Origin of the sequence: Pseudomonas syringae group sp. 243L2, assembly GCF_032587875.1 — a bacterium.
In the GTDB taxonomy this organism is placed as follows: Bacteria; Pseudomonadota; Gammaproteobacteria; order Pseudomonadales; family Pseudomonadaceae; genus Aquipseudomonas; species Aquipseudomonas amygdali.
In genome coordinates this window covers 48,117-68,573 of sequence record NZ_JAWHPL010000021.1, presented here as the reverse complement: position 1 = coordinate 68,573, position 20,457 = coordinate 48,117, and the positions used below count along the sequence as shown (strand labels likewise).

Genomic DNA, 20,457 nt, shown 5'->3' with positions numbered 1-20,457 from the left:
CATAACATTCAATAAGTTAGATGGCTAATCGTTACCACCCGCTACCATTGGTCGGACACCAGACTGCGCTGGATCATGAGCAGAAAATTCAACATGAAGGCGTTTCAAGATCGCCAGAACCCTTTCGGCAGAATGTTCGCACCCACGCAACAATCCCACTCGCATGCTGGCGCCACCCTTGAATCGCTTCTTGTCAATTTATCAATTAAGTTTGGTTACGACTGACGGTCGGTGCTGCCCAGAAAGCCTCAGCCAGCCAGCGTTCTTCAGGGAAAAAACACATTTTGAAGGAACGCCGAGAAGTATCGACTAGCGCTCGGCACTCTAGTCTATTGAATTAACTATATTTTTTGCGACTACGATTTTTCTGCGGCCACGGACAGAAGCACCACTCAATTTAATTGAAAACCGATATTGAACGCCGCCTCCTGTGCCCCACCCGAGCCCATTTATGTCCGTTCCTCCTTGCCCGCTTCGGTTCCAGAGCATTCAGGTCGTTTGTTCCCTTCAGCACCCTCCTGACCTCTAGCCATTGCTAGCGGCGCCAAGGATGTACCCCTGAATCCTGCCCTACGCGGTCAGTCCATTTGATCAATTCTTCATGACGCGCAGCTCGTCCTTGGAGCCGCGCGCTACGTAGGCATTATTGACCACCTGTATCATCGCCTAATGATTAAGAATTGGAGAACGCGCCCTACGCTTTCTACTTGAGCTGAAGATAATCTCGGGCGACCGTAGCTAAGCCCTGATCAGTAAGTAGTACATAAATGTGAAGTCCGCGAACCTCACGCATGTAGCTCAGCAGCTGCCCTTCCTTCAGCTTGGGTTGGCTCGGGTCATTGATGAGTAAGATCGAGTCTTCGTACCAACCTTCCGGGTGCTCGTAGCCTGCGACTTTTCTTGGCGATCGAGGCTTATCTACATCAGCGAAACCAAACGGATCATCAGGGTCAGAGGCATCTTGTGACGTCTCCGAAACCGCATATTCAACGACGTAACTGCCAAATGTACCTTCCTGACTCCCGGCCATGCTGCTGTCGAATTCAACCAGCATTCGGCTTTCTCGCCTCAATTCGGTCAGTGCAAGTTCGAGTAGGCTGGATATGCATGACGCACTCTCTGCCTCCACCGTAATCTTCAACTTTTTCTAGAGTTCTCTCCTTTGAATTATTTGTCGTCAGCCACAGTTGGAAGTGTAAAGCCCCCGTGCGGCATAAATTTCCATCCGTTGCCTCAGAGCCCCGAGGAAGCTCGAAACAGGTTGACACTGATCCGGTTACTACTGCCCTGCCCTTCCACATTACTTTCGACGACTCGCGGGAAAAATGGTCTCATCAATGGCCCAGGCAACTGCCTTCAGGTCTTTCTCATCGAAGATAACCCGCGCATGCCTCAAGTATGCAGAGATTTGTGACCAGCTGTACGCCAGTGTGCCCAAGGTAGCAATCTCCGATCTGTTCACGGGGAATGGTGTCGAATAGGCCCGAGTCGTGTCTCTGATAAAACCAGCCTCCACATCAGAGATCAGCTCGAAACTCACCCCAAGCATCCAATACGCAACCGCGAGATCACGAGGCTTAGCAGAGTCTGGCCTAAGACGATCCCGAACCTCGCCATGTAGTTTTTTCTTGAGCCCGGCATGAGGTTTGGTTAATCGATAGAAGAAATATGAGCGAGCAAAACCCTGGGTCTTGCTCTCATCTGAATCCTGTAGCCAAAATGCCAGCAGGAACTCTGCTGCGCGCCTGGTCGGAGTGGATGTTTCTGACAGCGAGTAGAACCAGGTCTGAACCCGCTCTGTTAGATGGACGAGGCACGAGTTATCACCGCTGACGAATTCCGGATTCGAGTGCTGAAGCGGAAAGCTGGACGTCAACCGAGCTGCCGGGCTTTGCACATGCTCTTTGAAAGCGACCCAGGCCTTGTTCAAGACCGTGAAGTTCCGCGTTTCAAGCCGCTGCAGCATCACCCCGCCTTTATGATTCACGCATACGCAGCTACGCGACTTTTGCCACGACAGCCGCCACACGGGATTCAGGCCCGCACTGAGGTCTGTGTGAAAGCACTGTGGGCAATAGTTCAAGGCGTTTGAATAGTCTACTAAGGCATCATCCGTTTCCTTGAACTGCTTTGAAATCAACAATCGCTCGCGAGGAGAGAAATGGCTAAGAAGCTCCAGATTCGCGTACTGCCGATCAGGGTCGACGCTACCTTTGCTGCATAGCAGCATGAAGTTTTCCGCAAACAGGCTGTCAGCAGAATTCCGGGGCACCAAGCTGCTTCTCGCTGCCCAAGACGAAAACGTTTCATCCAATACGGGAGTCACTGGTTCCTGAATAGGTACCTGATCGTGATCTGGTTCGTATCTCCTTTCCTGGCTCACCTCGTGTGCACCCAGGCAGTACCAGTCCGGCTCGCCAACAGTGTCAATCGACGCAGTCATCTCCATGAGGAGGTGATCCATGACATCTACAGCAGCGCCGATGCGACCACCGGAGCGCCCATGAACGATGGTCGTATCCACTGCAACCAAAACGTCTGGGGCGTACCTGTCCGCTAGCCCAGCTTTTACATCCGCAAGAAACTGGTCAAAACCCAGGCCTTCCACCATAGGTTCAAGTGTGAAAATGCGATGCTTGATCGAGGCGGTTTTGAAGCTCACGCTCAGCGTGGAAATGGCATCTGGCAGACCGCAGAACAAAAAGCCCTTCTGCCTGAAACTCTTTACCCAATGAGACATGATCCAGAAGTTGGTATTTGCGTCCTTGCTACCCTTTAGATAAGTCTGAACATCATGAACTATAGACGTCTCGTAGTTTCGGGCGCTCAGCACGGCATGCTGTACTTGGCCCAGCTCGGTCACGGCGGTGTCAACCTTAGTTGCGAGCTCGCCAGGCATGCCAGCCGCAATACTCAGCGCGTGCCTGAAGTCAGTCGGTTCTAGCGTCGTACCTCCCAGTACCGAGAGGACGTTCTGCCCTTCTTGACTTAGGAGAGAAGCCAGGTGAAGCAGCAATGCGGTGGCTCCAGTTCCTGCCGGAGCAGCCAGCAGCAGAACCTCTCGCTCAGGCGCGCAGGGGGCTACATGTGAAGCGCTTTGTGACTCGGCTGGCTGAGTGACTGTACGAAAGTGCTCAAGGCACTGCTCCAAGACCTTTTGGTTGCCTGAGGCATCTGACCATTTCTCTGATTTGATCGTCATTGAGCCTGGTTCTCAATCCCGTAGTCATGAATCCTTGAATCCAAATTTTTCAAATTCTGTGCTCTCAGGGCAGCCAGGGCATCACGCGTACCACCTCGGCTAGAGCCCTGTCTCGGAAATACGTTCTCTAGGCGAGTGGCTCGCGTGTTCCGCTAAGGCGCCGCGACGAGCCATCGCAGGGCTATGGGCAATGCCGGGCAGTCCCCCAAGACTCCGCCAAAAGTGACCGGCTTATTTTCGAGACAGGACACTGGGGTCATCGCTGCTGCCCGTGCAGCTTCGTCTCCCGTCAGCCCTGCAACGTCGTTTCCGAGCAGACAACATTCAGTCGCACTGACGAGAACGGTGCTCATGCAAAAGGGCCCAAGTCCGGTCGAGCATAGTCATTGAGATTTATCTCTTCGATGACATTCTTCATTGCGCGAACAGTGCTAACCAATATCTCCGAGTTGACATATTCTTGCCCGGACTCAACTGCCGCGCGACATGTTTCACGAGTCAGGTCAGTTACCGCACGGCGCGAGTTATAAATAACCAATTTCTTTCGAACAGTGGTAGTTGTTAGCGTATTTTCTTCAAGTATCCTAAAGAAATCATCATTGAGTACGGAGGGCTGCCCTAGCGGCATGAGCGCCAAGTAACCTTTAATAAAAGACCTGCCCTCAACATCATTCTTCCAATAGCTTAGAGAACCTACCCGAATGTTGAATCTTGATTTTAGTGTTTCATCATTGTCAAATAAAGCATACATTTCGTCTGGCGTTCCAGCCAAAAAAACATTTAGCTGCCATTCGTGCCCGGCCAGCCCCTTTATTGAGCCCAGCTCACGATTCACGGGCGCCCCAGTTAAAGCGAGCCTTAACATCGGAGCCTCGTCAACAAAAACCCCGCGTACGTTATGCTCCCGAACCAAAGTCTTAGCCAAGCCCACATCTCGATAGCTGAGATTCAAAGGGCGTGTATGAAACCGTTCCCCGATTGCGGCCAGGAACAGCTTCATCACGCTGAGGTTTGCACTGTTTTTAACCAGGTCGAGATAAATGACCTTGCCCGGCCAATCTGACGCAGGATCAAAGCTTCGCTTTTCCCAGCTCACTCCAATCGTCGACTTGCCTAAGCCAGGAAGAGCGATGAGCGACATCCCGGCGTTTGACGTATTTCTGGGTGATGCGAGTAGCCGCTTGGCGCTGTGCTCCACAGCCATCGCTGTGGGGTAGTTAAGGAATACGTCACGCATGCACGCAAGCGCCCGCTCTTCACGAGGTAGTTCCAGTAGCGCCAATGCCCGGGGGCTTAAGTGGGTCACAGATCATCCCCCATCATGACTGGTATAGGGCCTTGGTGAGGCTTTGCAGGCGCTTTGGGTTCCAGGAGCGAGCTAGATGTACGCTGATTGATCTTGCACATCTTATCCTCAAGATCCCGGCTTTCCTGCAGCCGACGCTCCTGCCGTTGAGTCAGAAGGGACTGCTTGAGGTGATGCTGTTCCTGCATAGCTTGGAGTCCTTCAGGGGTATGCTGGCCTACTGGAAGTCCGGATTTACGCTGGATATTCCACTCCATCATCGTTTTCGGATAAATATCTGCGTTGATAAGTTTGACAGGAACCCATAGCCCTTCGTCCATCACCCACGCCCTATGCAAGTTACCGTAATCGAGCTTAAGAGTTACCGGCTCTCCGACTCTGTTCCAGTACGGGCCGGGCTCATACAACAACCCAAGAGTCAGAAGCCCCTCACGCCTTACATGGATGTTCCTCTGATGGAGCATGTCGATCTTGAACTGGGTTGCATCTTTGACAACTGGGGGCGTTCGTATTACACCGTCTTTTTCGCCAAAGTCTCTCATCCAACGCTGATTTGGCGTCAAACCATCCTCACCAGGACGCTCGTGCAGAATGCAAATCTGGCTAATAATAAGAATAAACAGGTCTTTTATGGTGTATTCCGCAAGTTTCTCTGGGTTTTCTCCCCGTGCGATTTTCCTACTCGATGCTATCGCTCCGTTCAGCGTCTGAATGAAATAACGGTTCACCACACCAATCTTACGCTCTACCTTGCCGCCGCTCTGCGGCCGCATTCTACGCTCGTGACGTATGTCATTTTTTGAAAACGTTGCAAGGACAGTTTTGCCGTTGAGATCGCTTCCTCCATCCGTCCTCAGCCTAGACAGTTTTCCGTACTGTATCCATTTAAAAACTGCAGAAAGCCCAAACTCCACCAGCAGTTCATCTTTAGGCTGCAGTGCCATGAAAAAAGCATTCGCGAGGGTGTTTCTTGATGGCGCACCGAACGATAACCAGAATCCTAAATAGGATTCGGTATGGTCATCACTGATGATAGTCAGGTTCGGTCGCCCCAGTACTTTTCCAGTATCAGGATCGACCGCTTGGCAGTCGAGTGGACTGTTATCAGCCTGCCCAAGCTCAAGGGCACGCTGCGTGACTGTACCAAACGGAAAGGAGTCGAATTTATCCCGGGCCGCAACGGGGCCTTGGTTATTAGCAACTGCTTTGCGCATGGATGACTGGGCACACCGTCTTTCAACCGTGGAGGCTGAAGGCGGATTCTTCGAAATAGCCTGGCACTCCCACCGGACACGATTGAGTACAGCGACTACAGACGCACCCGGCCCCTTGTAGTCTTCATCGATCGCTTTCGCCAGAATCTCTTCAACCTCATCCTCTAGCCGGGTATCGCCCTTTCTTCGTCCAGAAACACCGGGCACCAGCGCTTCCCATGATTGCCATTCTCGATAGCGGCGCAGCAGATCATTCAGAACCGTTCGCCCGATGCTCAGTTTTTGCTCAGCCTGCTCTTTGGTGATCTGTTCCAGGTACAGTGGTTTGATCACTTCCTCCCGTGCAGTCCCCACAAGAATTTGTTCAGGGGTATACGGGGAAACAGGCCTGACCTCATTGTCAGGCTCGGCGTTTTCGACACCAACGTCACTTGCCGCGCGGATTTGTTCAACGGCCTTGGTGCTGATCTTGTGAACCTTGCTCTTAGGTACCTCAATTGGAGACGCAGGTAACCCGGAGAGTTTGACCAGGTAACAGCCCCGCTCCGGAACATCGCCGACTATTAGGTAGATGCCCTCCATACCATCCACAAAAACTGCTTCGCCTATTGAAAATTCCATAGCTATCGCCCGATCATTTCGAGGAGCAATGAACGATGCCGGCTATGCAACCGGTCTCTGACAAACCCGAGTGTTGGCGGATCGATGTCCAGCAGGTCACATTTGACGCAGACGTCTCGCCATAGAGCTTTCAGTGAGTAGTGAGGGGTCAGATACTGTGATTCCAGCAGGGTGAGAAAGTAAGTGATTGATTTGATCCGATATGTGGCCCCTTCGTCTTTAGTAATGGCAAGGTACTCTGCAAACTCGCAAGCAGGATTTGATTCGAACACGGGCTTAGCTGAGGCCCTGGACTTTTTGCGAGAGGCTCGGACGATTTTGTCCATATGCTTTCGGAAGGCCCCGACCGGATCTGTTGACAGGGTCAGCCGCTCCTCGGGCAGAGCCAACTGGAGCCCATTAGACAGTTTGCAGAGACGTACGACCCCGCCGCGCTGCTTCCACATAGCTTCTACGACCAGCAGGTCGGACGCCGTACCCACTGAGCAAAAATCGCCGACAGAGACCATCCATTCATGCTCCAATCGTGCACCTGACGCCTAAGCATAGGTCGCCTTCGGAGGCATGGTCGTACCGCTGATCCAAAAAAACGGAGGTTCATAACCTATTGATTTATATGAGCTCCACTTCACTAATCTCCGTTTTCTTGTGACAAAAAAACGGATGTTAGTGATGAAATTTGAAAAAATGGTGCAATTTCAAGGAGCTGAGTGGTGAACGGAGGTATGTGAATTTGGACAGCAACCTAAGATCCACGCGCCATGGTCTCCATTTCCAAGCTCTACGCCTCGTCAAAGGTAAAGGCTTCCCCGATGACGACGTGAAGCATTTGAGATCTGCGTCACTTCACTGGTTGCGACACACCTCGGCGACAGCGGATGCCAAAGTGCGCGATCACATTGAGGATCTTTGAAATTTAATAGGACCTCTCTGGCACAGCAATCACGCTTCTGCCGGGCTTGGGCGACTTGGGGCCTCAGGGGAATCGACCGGACCAGTAACCGATGGTCGCGACACTCGGGCCGTTTTGCACCTCGGCTCACGTCCCTCATGCGTTACGGCTGGCCCTGGGCTCAGTGAGTACGGAGACCCTGCGTGAAGCGCTGACCACCCTAAAGCGGGTGGTCGGGGCCTATATCTGATCTCGCTTCACTCAAGTACGAAAACGAGACACGAGGTCGTTCAACTCGACCGCCAGACGCGACAGCTCGTGACTCGCCGCATTGGTCTGCAGGGCGCCAGCCGCAGACTGCGCGGACAGGTCACGAATGGCGACCAGGTTGCTGTCCACTTCACGGGCGACCTGAGCCTGCTCTTCCGCGGCACTGGCGATGACCAGATTGCGTTCGTTGATCTGGCCGATGGCAGCAAATATGTCTTCAAGTACCGCGCCGGAGGCTTGAGTGATTTCCAGGGTCCCTTGCGCACGCAGGGTGCTACCTCGCATCGAGTCGACAGCTTGCTCGGCGGTGGTCTGCACGCTGCCAATCATCTGCTCGATCTCGCGGGTGGACTCCTGGGTGCGATAGGCGAGCGTTCGCACCTCATCGGCGACCACGGCAAAGCCGCGCCCCGCTTCACCGGCACGGGCGGCCTCGATGGCGGCGTTGAGGGCCAGCAGGTTGGTCTGCTCCGATACCGCACGGATCACGTCCAGTACCTTGCCGATGTTGCGTACTTCGCCGGCCAGGTGCTGGATACGCTCTGCGCTGCCCTGGATTTCAGTTGTCATCAACTGAGTACCCGCGATGTTTTCGCGAACCTGTTGACGGCTTTTCTCCGACAGCGTGTTTGAAGCTGTCGCCGCTTGCGAAGTGGAGACGGCATTGCGCGCGACTTCTTCGACGGCGCTGGTCATCTGGTTGACTGCAGTGGCGGCTTGTTCAAGTTGCATGTCTTGTTGCTGCAGGCCACGGTTGCTTTCCTCGGTCACTGCGTTGAGCTCTTCGGCCGCCGAAGCCAGTTGGGTCGCGCAACCGGAAATCAGGATCAAGGTGTTGCGCTGGCTGGCTTGCATGCGCTGAAGCTCAACGAACAAGTCGCCGATCTCGTTGCGGCCCGGGGGCACGACCTCTTGGGTCAGGTCGCCGTTGGCGATGCGTTTGAAGTTCTCACCGGCCTCACGAAGCGGGCGCAGTACACGGCTGGAGATGAACATCCAGCAAATCACCGCCAGCGCCAGAGTGATACACGCCAGTACCAGGGATAGCCGCTTGGCGGTGGCCAGGCGTTCACTGGCGTCCCGGTTAATCTCAGCGGCACGGGCATCCAAGGCGCCGACCAGATTCACCCGGATTTCCTGAAGTTTGGTCATACCCTTGCCAGCGCTGATGTTGACCACGAAATACTGGTCCGCCGAGCGTGCACGGGTGGCGGCGCGCTGGCCGACGATGGCGTTGCCGTACTCGGCGAACGCGGCCTTCAATTCGTCGGCGAGCGCTTGAAGTTTCGAGTCGCGAATATCGGCCGTCGATGCATCGAGCTTGGCAATCGCGTCGTTCCAGATGCCTTCACTTCGCATCAGCCGGGCTTCCGCATCCTCAAATCGACCACCCACGGTTTCGATGAAGGCCGATGACACATTGGCACTGGTACGGATGGCCAACAGCAGTGAGTTATTGATGCCGTCAATCTGTTGTGAAGTATGTCTGAGCTCGTCGACCTGGTCATAGCTGCGCATTGCCGATGACCAGCTGTTGACGATCGAGAACATCAGCGCGATGACGAATAACACCAACACGCCGATCATGCCTGTGCGGACTTTCAAGTGTGCGAACATGGGGAATATCCCGACTCCGAATAGATTTTTGTAATACGCTATCTACGCCAAGGCGTTAAAACTTAAGCGGTTAACAGAGAACCTGTGCGATCACCGCACAGTTTGGAGGACGCTTGCCTTATATTTTTGCGTCCGCTCTTGGCCTCCGGTGTTGATGCGCATGCCCTTCCATATATTTTTCATCAGGCTGCCGATCGTGTAGCGTCCGTTGGATCCAAGGCAGTGCTCGGGCACAGATTCATTCGCCTCAGCGCTGTCCCCACACTTGGAAGAGAAAGGGCAAATCAAGCTGATCGCCGCGCAAATTCACCCTGCGCCGGGCGACTATGAAAAAAACATCGCCAAACATAGCGAAGTTGGGCCCATCAAGGAGGCGGTGGCCACCTACACAGCGCGAGCTGCGGAGAAGCTGCGAGCTCAAGGCTCAGTGTGCAAGAAGATGCGCTTGAGCGTGCGTACGGGCATGTTCAATCCGGACGAAGCGAAGTATGCCAACGGTGTCGTGATCGAGCTGCCCTACGCTACCAATGACACTCGGCTGATGTCGGTCATGGACTCGATCAACAGTCGATGGGGACGCGGGACGTTACGCACAGCGACAGTGCCGACTACACCGGAATGTGCTAAGCGGCGCGACTTGATGAGTCAGAGTTATACCACGCGGGTTGATGAGCTCTGGATAGCCAAAGCTCATTGATGAGTGTCGCGCGAGCTTGATTTAAGGCACGCGCGAGTTGGGGGAAGACCCCCAACCTGACAAGGCTTTTGAAAGGATTGTTGGTTAAACGCGAAAACGGCGAACCTGCGTATTTAATCCGGCAGCGAGCTGAGACAGTTCCTGACTGGCAATCCGGGTTTGCTCGGAGCCTGTGGCCGTCTGTACTGAAAGATCGCGGATTCTTACAATGTTCCTATCTACCTCGCGTGCGACCTGTGCCTGTTCTTCAGCCGCGCTGGCGATCACCATGTTCAAATCATCGATACCGGAGACTGACTGCGCGATTGTTGCTAAGGCCGAGTTTGCGGACTGAGCCTGAGTTCGCGTAAGACGGGCCTGCTCTGCGCTGGACTCAAGTGCATCGACAGTGCGTGCGGTACCGTCTTGAATGCTACCAATCAACGACTCGATCTCTCGGGTTGACTCGCTCGTACGGTGTGCCAATGCGCGTACCTCATCAGCGACTACGGCAAATCCCCGCCCTGCCTCACCCGCGCGGGCTGCTTCGATCGCGGCGTTGAGTGCAAGCAGATTGGTCTGATCCGCCACCGATCGTATGACGTCCAGTACCTGGCTTATGTTGAGGGTTTTATCGGCCAAGTACTGCGCTTGCTCTCGGGCGTCCAAAACGTTCTCAGTTAGGGTTTCGATGGCCCCTAATGTTGCGCCCAACTGAGTCTGCCCTTCTCGGGCTGTTTCGGCAGCTTTTCTGGACTCTGTGGAAGTTGACGTTGCATTGCTAGCGACTTCCTCTACCGCTTGGCTCATTTCAGTAACAGCGGTCGCGGCCATCTCGATCTCGGTGTTCTGCTGCTGCAGTCCTAGTGCACTCTCATGCATGACTGCGGACATTTCCTCAGCCGATGCTGCCAGCTGAGTTGACGAATGACCCATGTGCGTAAGCGTCTCACGCAGATTGTTTTGCATTACCTGCATCGCCTGGAGGAGCTGAGCCGCTTCGTCGGTACCGCGTACATCGAGTACTTGCGTGAGGTCCCCATCGGCGATGGTTCTGGCGACCTGAACCGCCTGAGTGATTGGCTGCGCCAGGCTTGCGGTGAGCCGCCATGCCAAGAGCAGGGTAAGAGCCACCGCCAGCGTGATCGCAATGCCGGTTACCAGCTGTGACTGCGAGTAAGTCGAATCGGACGCTATTGCAGCGTTTTTGATTGCAGTCTCATTTATCTTTCGCAGTGCTTCCGTGCCCTCGTTCATTTTTGCACCGACAGACGCCATTTCGTCACTGATGACAAGACGAGCCTGATCGATCTGCCCCATGGACATCAGGTTTGTAAGCTTGCCAAGCAAGCTGAGATAGCTCGTGTAATGCTGTTGCAAGGCTTCCAGTTGCCTACGTTCTTCATCACTGCTCACAAGTGGCTCATAGCGTTTGAAGCTGCTGTTCACCAGACCGGATATACCGTCTATCTTGCTCAGGATGGCGGCGCGACTGGCAGCGTCAGGCATTGCGACCATACGCAGTGCCTCTATGCGCGTGCGGGCCAGTTGCAAGGCTAAGTTGTCGGCCTCGACAATACTCGGAATGCTGTTGTTCTCAAGCGCTAGTCCCTGCGCACGAATGTGTGACAATTGATTCAATCCGAACAGGCCAACGCTAAGCGTGAGCACTATCAGGACGCCAAAGCAGGCAAGGCTGCGGTAGGCAATTTTCAGGCTTCGAAGATTCATAGCAGGGCTACATGAGGGATTTATCGGTTATCGACTAGCCCAAGATTCTCAATAGATCCTATATATGAAGCTTTTATGACAGAAAGTAACAGCATGTGTGTAGTGTCGATGAACAGCCGATAGAGACGAGGGGCGCTGCGTATGGCAACGGCTGGTGATGCTGACCAAGTGGCGCCGGTTGCATGACTGGGACAGTCCCACCGAGGCGCCGCCGGTGAAAACCTTGCTGCGTGAAGCCCGCAAATCACAGTCGCGGCAAGGCGTGGCGGTACGTAAGAAAACCGCGGTGGCGCTCGAGCCCCTGCTGCGATGCTCGCGACCTGCGAGGATGGTGCGCGGGATCCGCGACCGCGCCCTCCTCCTCTTGCCTGGAACAGTGGCGGTCAACGACGTTCTGAAGTGATGGGCCTGCAGATCGGTGACGTGCGCCGACTGAATGCCGACACCTGGTTCTCCGCCCTGGGAGTGTGCAGCGGCCGATTGGGCAGCACAGCCTTCAATGTCGAGCCATCGCGAACGTCGTTGGCGTTTGCGCTTGAATCATAATTGGCGCACTCCCGGAACCTAAAGATTTGCTAGGATCGGCCGATGATTCAAAAATGATACGTTTTGCTACATTTCCGTACCAATGGCGTACTGCGGACATCTCATGAGGCATATACGTTGAACATCAACACTCAGCTCTCCAATTTTAGCTACACGCCAACGGTCGTCCCTGCGCCCAGGCCTGACAGTGCCAACGTCACAGATGAATCGCTTGAGTCGTCTTCTGCAGCTACAACTGCAATTCCTGCCGAAGGGGTAAAGGTCTCATTGTCTGAGGCGAGTATTCAGAAATCTGCCGACGACAAGAAGCCACAGGCAAAGTCGAATGCCGATATCGAATCAAGCGGCTTACCAGACCAGACGCAAAAAACCCTCAAGATGATCCGCGAGTTGAAGCGACAAATTGAGGAGAAACAGCAGGAGTTACAGGCGCTTATGGCGGATCAGAATATGGATCCCGAAATCAAAAAATCCAAAGTCGGCGCATTGGTAACGGAGATCGCGACCCTCAGCGCTGGCCTCGCGACCGCCAACAACGCCCTGGTAAAACAGGCACGCGAGAATAAGATATCACCCGACGAGTTGCAGCAGGCCCAACAACTCGCGGCGAAGTGATGTCGCGAAGTCCTCATAAAAAATAACTTACTTTCTCTGCGCGTTAACCAGCGTGTTACCTACTGCATAGACCGTACAAGGCAACCCCTTTTTTGCGAGTGTCATCTTCTCGCAGCGAGTTAGCGCTTTTTTGCCTGCTTGATCCTGACTGCGATGCCCCCCGCTCCAGGCCCAGACACCTGCTCCATTGGTCGCGAAAGCTTTTTCATACACCTGGCTGTTCAGATATTTTTGAAAAGACGCTTTCCCTGATGTGGCCAAGCCCTCGGGCGGGTCCAGATCCGGGACAGGTGCAGAAATGATCTCATCACTCGGCAGCCTGTTCTTATCCAGAAAATCAGCCACCCTGCCCCACCATATTTCTTCAGGCGCCCATTCAAAGAACGTGTGACCATCCTCACCAAATACGGGAGCCTGGAAAAACTCTCCACGTCCTCCATGATCGATGTAGCTTGCAAAAAACTCTTCGCCGAGTGGCAGTGGAAATACTTTATCGTTGGTGGCGTACATCCATAAGGTAGGCAGTCGTGAGAGGCTTCCGTAAGTTTTAATAGCCGCTAGAAGTTGCTCCTTGCCACAAACCTTGCCAGCCCCCTTGGCCCCGCGCCCACCGTCGAAATTTATTATCGCCCGTACGCCCGGTGGATTGGACGCGCCCGCTGCCAGCACCGAGAATCCTCCGGACGATACACCAATCAATACGGCCTCATCCGGTAATGACCAGGGCGCCCCCTGAATGGCTTGCAATGCTGCAATGAGATCATCAGCTGCAATTCTGCCGGCCCTGGCATGATGGGGACTGAGGCATGTTCCATCACGCTTTTCGCTGACACCTGACGATTGTCCATATCCCTGACGCATTACCACTACCGCTGCATAACCATGACGGGCAAATACGGTAGCCGCAGATGAGAAAAGATTGGGGCTTTTGGTGCGATCGCTCGAATCACCGTTAGTGCCATGAGTGATCAGAGCAACTGGCCAGCGCCCCGGCTTCTCTGGCCGCGTGACAAAAGCATCGAGAAGCGCACTTGAACCATCGGGCAAGCGGACGCTGAGCAGCAAAGGCTCTCTGATCAAACCATCAATGTGCGCATTGGCTATTAACGATAACGCTTCCCCTTGTGGCACTTCATTCATCAGGAGGAAAGTTCCGACGCCAGCCGCCAATACCAGTAACAGCACAGCGATCGATGCATTTTTTAACGCCATGCCAGAATCTCCCCGCAGAATGCGCGCCTCACTGGCGCACTATGCCCGCATTGATGCAAAAAAACGCCTCCTTCGCAAAATTGGTTCACAGACCTGCGAACCAATCCTCTTCCAAGCCTGGAACCGATCAGCCGAACCTTTGAGCATTGGCGCGCCAGGCTTGATCGCCTGCAATTGTGAGACGTCCTGCAACTGGAAGTTGATCGAACCAATTTCATTGGCATCGCTCTTGCACCGGTCCCTTTGCCCTGAATGTCTGCGTGTAGGCAGCTCAGGGCATCTTTTTCTGGTCTGGTGTGAGTACCACGATGCAAAGGTTCGATCCTGACGTCCCCATCGACAACTCTTCGAAACTGGCACTGGATGCCTTGCGGCAGATCGTCGCTCAGCATGCGGCATTTCCCCTGCGGGCGCTGCCTACTGAACGGGGTCTGGCTGTCGATTTCGGGGTTAGCCGACGGGCAATTCGTCGGGCCCTGTCGGTGCTGGAAGCCGAAGGCCAGATCTGGCGGCGGCAAGGTAAAGGAACCTTTGTCGGACCTACACCACCCAGCGCTGCCATGAGTTTCGCCCGGCTTTCTGGCCGGACCAATTTCAGCGAGGTCATGGAAGCGCGTCTGCACCTGGAACCGGCACTTGCCTCACTGGCAGCGGTGCGGGCCAATGGTGAGCAGATGGCGATTTTGCGCCGCCTTGCCGAGCGCACCACTCGCCAGCAGGTCGCCGAGCAGACTGATGCCGAAGGCATCGAGCTGTGGGACAGCGCCCTGCACCGTGCAATTGCCGAAGCTGCGGGTAATCGGCTGATGCTGGATATCTTCGAAATGCTTGATGCGATCCGTCTGGACCCTACCTGGCGAGATTTGCGCCAGCGGGCGCGTAACGCCGACCGCCTCGACACTTACAGCCATGATCACGACGACATCGTCAGCGCTATTGAAAGCCGCGACCCGATCAAGGCCGCCACGGCCATGCGCGGCCATTTACGGGCGCTGCAACAGGCGCTGGATAACGTCATCAATCAAGACCTGGAGGCCAGCTTATGAGCGCCATCGCCCATCTCACAGAAACTGGCGACAGCACGGTGCTCAGTGTCAGAGACCTGACCGTACGCTTCGCCGGTGCGCCCGCCAACGTTGTCGACGGTTTGTCGTTTTCCGTCAAGCGCGGCAAGACCCTGGCCATCGTTGGCGAGTCTGGCTGCGGCAAGAGCGTGACCTCAATGGCGCTGATGGGACTTTTGCCTGCGACTGCCCAGGTCGGCGCACACGACTCTCTGCTGATCGATGAAGCCTTGCTGGGCATGTCCGAAGAACGCCTGCTGGATGTGCGTGGTAACCGCATGGCGATGATTTTTCAGGAACCGATGACTTCCCTCAATCCGGTTTTCACCATCGGTGAGCAGATCGCCGAAAGCGTGATGCGTCATCAGGGCCTTTCAGACAAGGCTGCCCGGCAACGGGCGCTGGAAATGCTGGAAAAAGTCCGCGTACCGGACGCTCGCCAGCGGCTGGACGCCTACCCGCATGAACTCTCGGGTGGCATGCGTCAACGGGCCATGATTGCCATGGCGCTGGCCAATGATCCGGCGCTGATCATTGCGGATGAGCCGACCACAGCACTGGATGTAACCATTCAGGCGCAGATCCTCTCGCTGATCGCCAACTTGCAGGGCGAGACTGGCACAGCGATGATTCTGATCACCCACGACCTGGGCGTTGTGGCCGAAGTCGCCGATGACGTCATGGTGATGTACGCCGGTCGCGTCGTTGAAAGCGGCCCGGTTAAAACCCTGTTCGACGATCCGCAGCACCCATACACCATCGGCCTGATGGGCTCGATGCCATCGATTGGTCCTCGTGAAGGTCGCCTGGCAACGATTAACGGCCGAGTGCCGACGCCGGCAGAAATGCCAAGCGGCTGCCGTTTCGCCGGCCGCTGCCCGTTTGTGATCCAGCAATGCCGAGACGAACGCCCGCCGCTGCTTGAGTTGTCTCCCGGACACTTCGCCGCGTGCATCCGTGCGCCTTTGGAACAGCATGTGGGAGTCAGTGCGTGAACCTTTCCAGACCAGACATCGCCGGGCGCGTCAGCCCCGACAGCAACGCGCAGAAACCCATTCTGGAAGGCATCGGCCTGAGCAAGCACTTTACCGTGCAAAGCGGCCTTTTGCAGCCGAAGAAGCCGCCGGTACAGGCTGTCAATGAGGTCAACCTGTCAGTCCGCAAGGGTGAGACGTTGGCATTGGTAGGCGAGTCCGGCTCGGGTAAATCCACCCTTGGCCGCTTGCTGCTCAACCTGCTGCAACCGACTGCGGGTGACGTGATTTACGAGGGCCGCAACCTGGCCAACCTGACACCGGAAAAGCTGCGTCAGGTACGCCGTGACTTACAGATCATCTTTCAGGACCCGTTCGCCTCGCTGAATCCACGCATGACCGTGGAATCCATCGTTGGCGAACCGATCTGGCTGCACAGCCAGGCCAGCCGCAGCGACCGTCAGGCCAGGGTCGCAGAGTTACTGCGCACAGTAGGTCTTGCCCCGGAACACGGTGGCCGACATCCCCACGAATTCTCCGGGGGGCAGCGCCAGCGCATCGGCATTGCCCGCGCACTGGCTTCCGAACCGCGCTTGATCCTCGGTGACGAGCCGGTTTCGGCGCTGGACGTTTCAGTGCAGGCGCAAGTGGTCAATCTGCTGGAAGACCTCAAGCACCAGTTCGGCCTGACCCTGGTGATTGTCGCCCACGGACTGGCCGTGATCCGCCACATGAGCGACCGCGTGGCGGTGATGTACCTGGGTGAAATCGTCGAACTGGCGCCGGTCGACGCGCTGTTCGATAACCCTTTGCACCCTTATACCCAGGCGCTGATGGCCGCTGTGCCGGTCAGCCACCCTGACCTGCGCCAGCCGCGTTCGCTCCTCGGCGGCGATATGCCCAGCCCCAGCCGCCCGCCTTCGGGCTGCCGTTTTCATACCCGATGCCCGCATGCCCGTGCGCTGTGCAAGGAAGCTGTGCCGGTGATGGAAACAGTCGAGGCCGAACGTCAGGTGGCTTGCCACTTCTGGCGTGAAATCGCCAACGCAGGCAGCGCCACGCTGATCCTTCCGACACCCAGCGCTGCCTACACCCAGCGCCTGAATCTGTTCAAGCATCATCAATCCCTTGCAGTGGAGAGCCAGCCATGAGAATCGCACGCGTCGTGACAGGAACATTGTTATTGCTGGCCGCCAACGCTGCCTTTGCCGAATCGACGTTGCGCATCGGCATTCAGGACGATCCCGATGTGCTTGATCCGCATCGTTCGCGTACCTACTCCGGCCGTCTGGTCTACACCGCGCTGTGCGACAAACTGGTGGACGTCAACCCGGACCTGACTTACTCGCCGCAACTGGCCACCGCCTGGAACTGGAGCGAAGACGGTAAAACCCTGACCATGACGTTGCGCGAAGGCGTGACGTACCACGATGGCGAACCTTTTGATGCCGCCTCGGTGAAGTTCAACCTCGACCGCGCCCGCACCCTCCCCGACTCGCTGCGCAAAAGCGAGCTGGCCTCGGTGGACAGCGTCGAGGTGATAGACGCAAAAACCGTCGCCATCAAGCTCAAGCAGGCCGATGCCACGCTGGTTTCACAGCTGTCGGACCGCGCCGGAATGATGCTCGCGCCGAAAGCTGCGCAAGGCGAATTCGCCTCCAACCCGGTCTGCTCCGGCCCTTACAAATTCGTGCAGCGCGTGCAGCAGGATCGAATCGTGCTGGAGCGTTTTGACAAGTACTGGAATAAACAGGCGTATCACTTCGACAAAGTGGTGTTCCTGCCGATTCCGGATACCTCGGTGCGCCTGGCCAACCTGCGCTCCGGCGACCTGGATATCATTGAGCGTGTTGCACCAACCGATGTGAAAACGGTCAAGGGTGACAGCAAGCTGGCGATCTACAACACACCCGGCCTGGGCTACATGCAACTGATGTTCAACATCGGCAACGGGGAAAAAGCCAACTCGCCGATCGGCAAGGACAAGCGCGTACGCAAGGCATTTGAGCTGTCTATCGACCGCGATGCCATTAACCAGGTGGTGTTTGAGGGGCTGTACGCCCCTAGCGCTCAGCCGTTTCCGAAAAACAGCCCGTATTACGACAAGGACCTGCCGATCCCGGCCCGCGATGTCGAGAAAAGCAAGGCGCTGCTGGCGCAGGCCGGTGTGAAACTGCCGTTGGCGGTTGACCTGAAAGTGGCCAACAACCCTATCGCGCAACAGGTCGGGCAGATCATTCAGGCCATGGCTGAAGAAGCGGGCTTCAAGGTCAACCTGATTGCCACTGAATACGCGACGATGCTCAGCGAACAGGCGAGCGGCAATTTCCAGATTGGCATGAGCGCCTGGTCGGGCCGCCCTGATCCGGATGGCGATATCCATCAGTTCGTGACCTGCAAGGGTGGCCAGAACGACGGCAAATACTGCAACGCCAAGCTCGACGAGCTGTTGAACAAGGCGCGCACGGTCAACGACGTTGCACAACGCCAGGCGCTTTACAACGAAGCGCTGCGTTTGTTGGCCGATGAAGTACCGACCGCCTACCTGTATTTCGACCCGCGAATCATTGCCATGCGTAACAACGTGACCGGTTTCGTCCCTAACCCGGACGGTCTGATTCGTCTGGCCAATGTCGCGTTCAAGCCATGACTGACGGGCGCACCTGCGAGGTTCCGGTATGCTGATGTTCATCCTGCGACGCCTGCTCAGCTCGATACCGACGCTGATTCTGGTTTCGCTGTTCGTCTTCACCCTACAGAAGCTGCTGCCGGGTGATCCGGTGCTGGCCATGGCCGGGGAAGAACGCGATCCGGCGGTCATGGAATACCTGCGCGACAAGTACCGGCTCGATGACCCGATCCCGTTGCAGTACCTCAACTGGGTCGGCAACGTATTGACCGGCGACCTGGGCACATCGCTGCGCACCGAGCAACCGGTGACCACGCTGCTGGCGTCGAAACTGCCGGTGACTATCGAGCTGGCCGTGCTGGCCCTGCTGATTGCGCTGTTGATCGGCGTTCCCACCGGGATCATTTCGGCGGTGCGCAAAGGCACCGCCGTGGATTACGGCGCCAACGTGGTGGCGCTGTCGGGTATTTCCATTCCGCACTTCTGGCTGGGCATTCTGCTGATCATGATCTTTGCAGTGAAACTGCAGTGGCTGCCCGCCTCCGGCTTCGTGCCTATGGGCGAGGATTTCGGGCAAAACCTGAAGACCTTGATTCTGCCAGCCTTCGTACTGGGTGCCGGGCTGTCGGGGATTCTCATGCGTCACACCCGCAGCGCCATGCTGGAAGTATTGCGCACTGACTACGTCCGCACCGCTCGGGCCAAAGGACTGTTCCCGCGCACAGTGATTCTCAAGCATGCGTTGCGCAACGCGCTGATGCCCATCGTCACCCTCACGACACTGCTGTTTGGTGAATTGCTTGGCGGCGCGGTGCTGACCGAGCAAGTGTTCAGCATTCCGGGCTTCGGCAAGATGATCGTCGACGCTGTGTTCAACCGCGACTACGCCGTGGTGCAAGGCGTGGTGTTGTGTGTCGCGATTGGCTTTCTGCTGTTGAACCTGCTGGCCGACGTGCTCTATCGCTTGATCAACCCACGCCTGAGGAGTGCCTGATGACCGCTATTGCCAGCCTGCCGCATAGCGCGATCCTGCCGCGCAGTCGCTCGCCTTTTCTGAAGAAGTTCCTCGCCAACAAAGGCGCAGTGATTGGCGCGGCGGTGTTGCTGCTGTTTGTCCTCGCGGCCATTCTGGCCCCCTGGATTGCGCCCCATGATCCGCTAAAGGCCAACTTTCTCGCCGTACGCAAAGCCCCCTCGCTGATCTATTGGCTGGGTACCGACGAACTGGGTCGCGATCTGTTTTCACGCTTGCTGTATGGCGCACGCAGTTCGCTGCTGGCCGGTGGTGTTTCGGTAGCCATCGCCATGCTCATCGGCGTGCCGCTGGGCCTGCTGGCCGGGTACTTTGGTGGCAAGCTGGACATGCTTATTTCACAGGTCATGGAAGCACTGTTGTCCTGTCCGTTTCTGGTGCTGGCCATCGCTTTGGGCGCCTTTCTCGGCCCAAGCCTGACCAACGCGATGATTGCCATCGGCCTGTCCGCCATGCCGATCTTTGCCCGCCTGACCCGCGGCCAGGTGCTGTCGATCAAGCACGAGGATTATCTGGAGGGTGCGCGCGCCATCGGTCTGCCGGATCGCTGGATCATCCTGCGTTACGTGCTGCCCAACGTGATGTCGCCGCTGGTGGTACAGGCAACGCTGACCATCGCCTCGGCAATTCTGGCCGAAGCCAGCCTGTCGTTCCTTGGCCTGGGTCAGCAACCGCCTTCGCCATCGTGGGGCTCGATGCTCAATACAGCGAAGAATTTCATGGAGCAGGCTCCGTGGATGTCGATCGCGCCAGGTGTGGCGATTTACATCACGGTCCTGTGTTTCAACCTGCTGGGTGACGGCCTGCGCGATGCGCTGGACCCCAAGGGCTAAACCTTTCGTCTTCTGCCAAGAG

Annotated in this window: 15 protein-coding genes and 3 pseudogenes; 10 read left to right on the top strand and 8 right to left on the bottom strand. The window is 56.1% G+C overall.

Annotated features, from left to right (window positions below; all coding sequences use genetic code 11):
• Nucleotides 1–703: 703 nt before the first annotated feature.
• The 4 genes from RYB66_RS13345 to RYB66_RS13330 all read right to left on the bottom strand — a co-directional run bounded on the left by RYB66_RS13345 (nt 704) and on the right by RYB66_RS13330 (nt 6,343).
• Nucleotides 704–1,054: a hypothetical protein gene (locus RYB66_RS13345; protein ID WP_005777271.1), complete on the bottom strand. Its 351-nt coding sequence runs from the start codon at nt 1,052–1,054 to the stop codon at nt 704–706.
• Nucleotides 1,055–1,300: 246 nt separating this feature from the next.
• Nucleotides 1,301–3,202, bottom strand: coding sequence for a hypothetical protein (locus RYB66_RS13340; protein ID WP_316894586.1), 1,902 nt, complete (start codon nt 3,200–3,202; stop codon nt 1,301–1,303).
• 349 nt (nt 3,203–3,551) lie between these two features.
• Nucleotides 3,552–4,439, bottom strand: a complete 888-nt coding sequence (locus tag RYB66_RS13335; protein WP_005777275.1) for a TniB family NTP-binding protein — start codon at nt 4,437–4,439, stop codon at nt 3,552–3,554.
• Nucleotides 4,440–4,504: 65 nt separating this feature from the next.
• Nucleotides 4,505–6,343 carry an integrase gene (locus tag RYB66_RS13330; RefSeq protein WP_316894584.1) on the bottom strand — a complete coding sequence of 613 codons (1,839 nt, stop codon included), beginning with the start codon at nt 6,341–6,343 and terminating at the stop codon, nt 4,505–4,507.
• 1,007 nt (nt 6,344–7,350) lie between these two features.
• Here RYB66_RS13330 and RYB66_RS26615 point away from each other — a divergent pair.
• Nucleotides 7,351–7,485, top strand: a pseudogene (locus tag RYB66_RS26615) (PLP-dependent aminotransferase family protein); the annotation flags it as partial.
• Between the two features lie 11 nt (nt 7,486–7,496).
• Here the strand turns inward: RYB66_RS26615 and RYB66_RS13325 are convergent.
• A complete protein-coding gene (locus RYB66_RS13325) occupies nt 7,497–9,122 on the bottom strand; it encodes a methyl-accepting chemotaxis protein (RefSeq protein ID WP_016981800.1) in 1,626 nt (541 codons plus the stop codon).
• Nucleotides 9,123–9,387: 265 nt separating this feature from the next.
• On the opposite strand from RYB66_RS13325, the gene RYB66_RS13320 reads away from it, so the two are divergent.
• The gene (locus RYB66_RS13320) at nt 9,388–9,819 is read left to right on the top strand and encodes a DUF4113 domain-containing protein (protein WP_005777282.1); all 432 of its coding nucleotides are present in this window, start codon (nt 9,388–9,390) and stop codon (nt 9,817–9,819) included.
• Nucleotides 9,820–9,903: 84 nt separating this feature from the next.
• Here RYB66_RS13320 and RYB66_RS26610 read toward each other — a convergent pair whose 3' ends face one another.
• Together RYB66_RS26610 and RYB66_RS26605 are read right to left on the bottom strand one after the other, a co-directional pair.
• Nucleotides 9,904–10,632, bottom strand: a complete 729-nt coding sequence (locus RYB66_RS26610; protein WP_410039655.1) for a methyl-accepting chemotaxis protein — start codon at nt 10,630–10,632, stop codon at nt 9,904–9,906.
• Nucleotides 10,633–10,758: 126 nt separating this feature from the next.
• Nucleotides 10,759–11,529, bottom strand: a pseudogene (locus RYB66_RS26605) (MCP four helix bundle domain-containing protein); the annotation flags it as partial.
• Between the two features lie 139 nt (nt 11,530–11,668).
• On the opposite strand from RYB66_RS26605, the pseudogene RYB66_RS13310 reads away from it, so the two are divergent.
• Nucleotides 11,669–12,066 (top strand): annotated as a pseudogene (locus tag RYB66_RS13310) (integrase); the annotation flags it as partial.
• Nucleotides 12,067–12,192: 126 nt separating this feature from the next.
• Entirely contained in the window at nt 12,193–12,690 is a 498-nt protein-coding gene (locus RYB66_RS13305; protein ID WP_005777289.1) for a hypothetical protein, read from the top strand.
• A 27-nt stretch (nt 12,691–12,717) separates the two neighbouring features.
• Here the strand turns inward: RYB66_RS13305 and RYB66_RS13300 are convergent, their stop codons facing one another.
• The gene (locus RYB66_RS13300) at nt 12,718–13,902 is read right to left on the bottom strand and encodes a dienelactone hydrolase family protein (protein ID WP_005777291.1); all 1,185 of its coding nucleotides are present in this window, start codon (nt 13,900–13,902) and stop codon (nt 12,718–12,720) included.
• Between the two features lie 308 nt (nt 13,903–14,210).
• Between RYB66_RS13300 and RYB66_RS13295 the strand changes: the two genes are divergently transcribed.
• The 6 genes from RYB66_RS13295 to RYB66_RS13270 are packed head-to-tail and all read left to right on the top strand — an operon-like array spanning nt 14,211 to nt 20,435.
• On the top strand, nt 14,211–14,948 hold the full coding sequence (locus tag RYB66_RS13295) for a FadR/GntR family transcriptional regulator (protein WP_005777295.1): 738 nt from the start codon (nt 14,211–14,213) through the stop codon (nt 14,946–14,948).
• Nucleotides 14,945–15,961 carry an ABC transporter ATP-binding protein gene (locus RYB66_RS13290; protein ID WP_005777297.1) on the top strand — a complete coding sequence of 339 codons (1,017 nt, stop codon included), beginning with the start codon at nt 14,945–14,947 and terminating at the stop codon, nt 15,959–15,961. The genes RYB66_RS13295 and RYB66_RS13290 overlap by 4 nt, the downstream gene beginning before the upstream one ends.
• Nucleotides 15,958–17,091 (top strand): ABC transporter ATP-binding protein, encoded by a 1,134-nt coding sequence (locus tag RYB66_RS13285; protein WP_016981811.1) that lies wholly within the window; start codon nt 15,958–15,960, stop codon nt 17,089–17,091. The genes RYB66_RS13290 and RYB66_RS13285 overlap by 4 nt, the downstream gene beginning before the upstream one ends.
• Entirely contained in the window at nt 17,088–18,590 is a 1,503-nt protein-coding gene (locus tag RYB66_RS13280; RefSeq protein WP_029240982.1) for an ABC transporter substrate-binding protein, read from the top strand. Before RYB66_RS13285 ends, RYB66_RS13280 begins: the two co-directional genes overlap by 4 nt.
• A gap of 28 nt (nt 18,591–18,618) precedes the next feature.
• Complete coding sequence (locus tag RYB66_RS13275; protein ID WP_016981817.1) at nt 18,619–19,563, top strand: ABC transporter permease; 945 nt, start codon at nt 18,619–18,621, stop codon at nt 19,561–19,563.
• Nucleotides 19,563–20,435, top strand: coding sequence for an ABC transporter permease (locus tag RYB66_RS13270; RefSeq protein ID WP_057404311.1), 873 nt, complete (start codon nt 19,563–19,565; stop codon nt 20,433–20,435). The genes RYB66_RS13275 and RYB66_RS13270 overlap by 1 nt, the downstream gene beginning before the upstream one ends.
• Nucleotides 20,436–20,457: the final 22 nt, after the last annotated feature.

Coding starts and splice junctions, on each gene's coding strand:
- RYB66_RS13290 (WP_005777297.1), top strand. CDS start 14,945: ATGAGCGCCATCGCCCATCTCACAGAAACTGGCGACAGCACGGTGCTC.
- RYB66_RS13325 (WP_016981800.1), bottom strand. CDS start 9,122: ATGTTCGCACACTTGAAAGTCCGCACAGGCATGATCGGCGTGTTGGTG.
- RYB66_RS13330 (WP_316894584.1), bottom strand. CDS start 6,343: ATGGAATTTTCAATAGGCGAAGCAGTTTTTGTGGATGGTATGGAGGGC.
- RYB66_RS13300 (WP_005777291.1), bottom strand. CDS start 13,902: ATGGCGTTAAAAAATGCATCGATCGCTGTGCTGTTACTGGTATTGGCG.
- RYB66_RS13295 (WP_005777295.1), top strand. CDS start 14,211: ATGCAAAGGTTCGATCCTGACGTCCCCATCGACAACTCTTCGAAACTG.
- RYB66_RS13270 (WP_057404311.1), top strand. CDS start 19,563: ATGACCGCTATTGCCAGCCTGCCGCATAGCGCGATCCTGCCGCGCAGT.
- RYB66_RS13345 (WP_005777271.1), bottom strand. CDS start 1,054: ATGCTGGTTGAATTCGACAGCAGCATGGCCGGGAGTCAGGAAGGTACA.
- RYB66_RS13335 (WP_005777275.1), bottom strand. CDS start 4,439: ATGCGTGACGTATTCCTTAACTACCCCACAGCGATGGCTGTGGAGCAC.
- RYB66_RS13275 (WP_016981817.1), top strand. CDS start 18,619: ATGCTGATGTTCATCCTGCGACGCCTGCTCAGCTCGATACCGACGCTG.
- RYB66_RS13340 (WP_316894586.1), bottom strand. CDS start 3,202: ATGACGATCAAATCAGAGAAATGGTCAGATGCCTCAGGCAACCAAAAG.
- RYB66_RS13280 (WP_029240982.1), top strand. CDS start 17,088: ATGAGAATCGCACGCGTCGTGACAGGAACATTGTTATTGCTGGCCGCC.
- RYB66_RS26610 (WP_410039655.1), bottom strand. CDS start 10,632: ATGGCCGCGACCGCTGTTACTGAAATGAGCCAAGCGGTAGAGGAAGTC.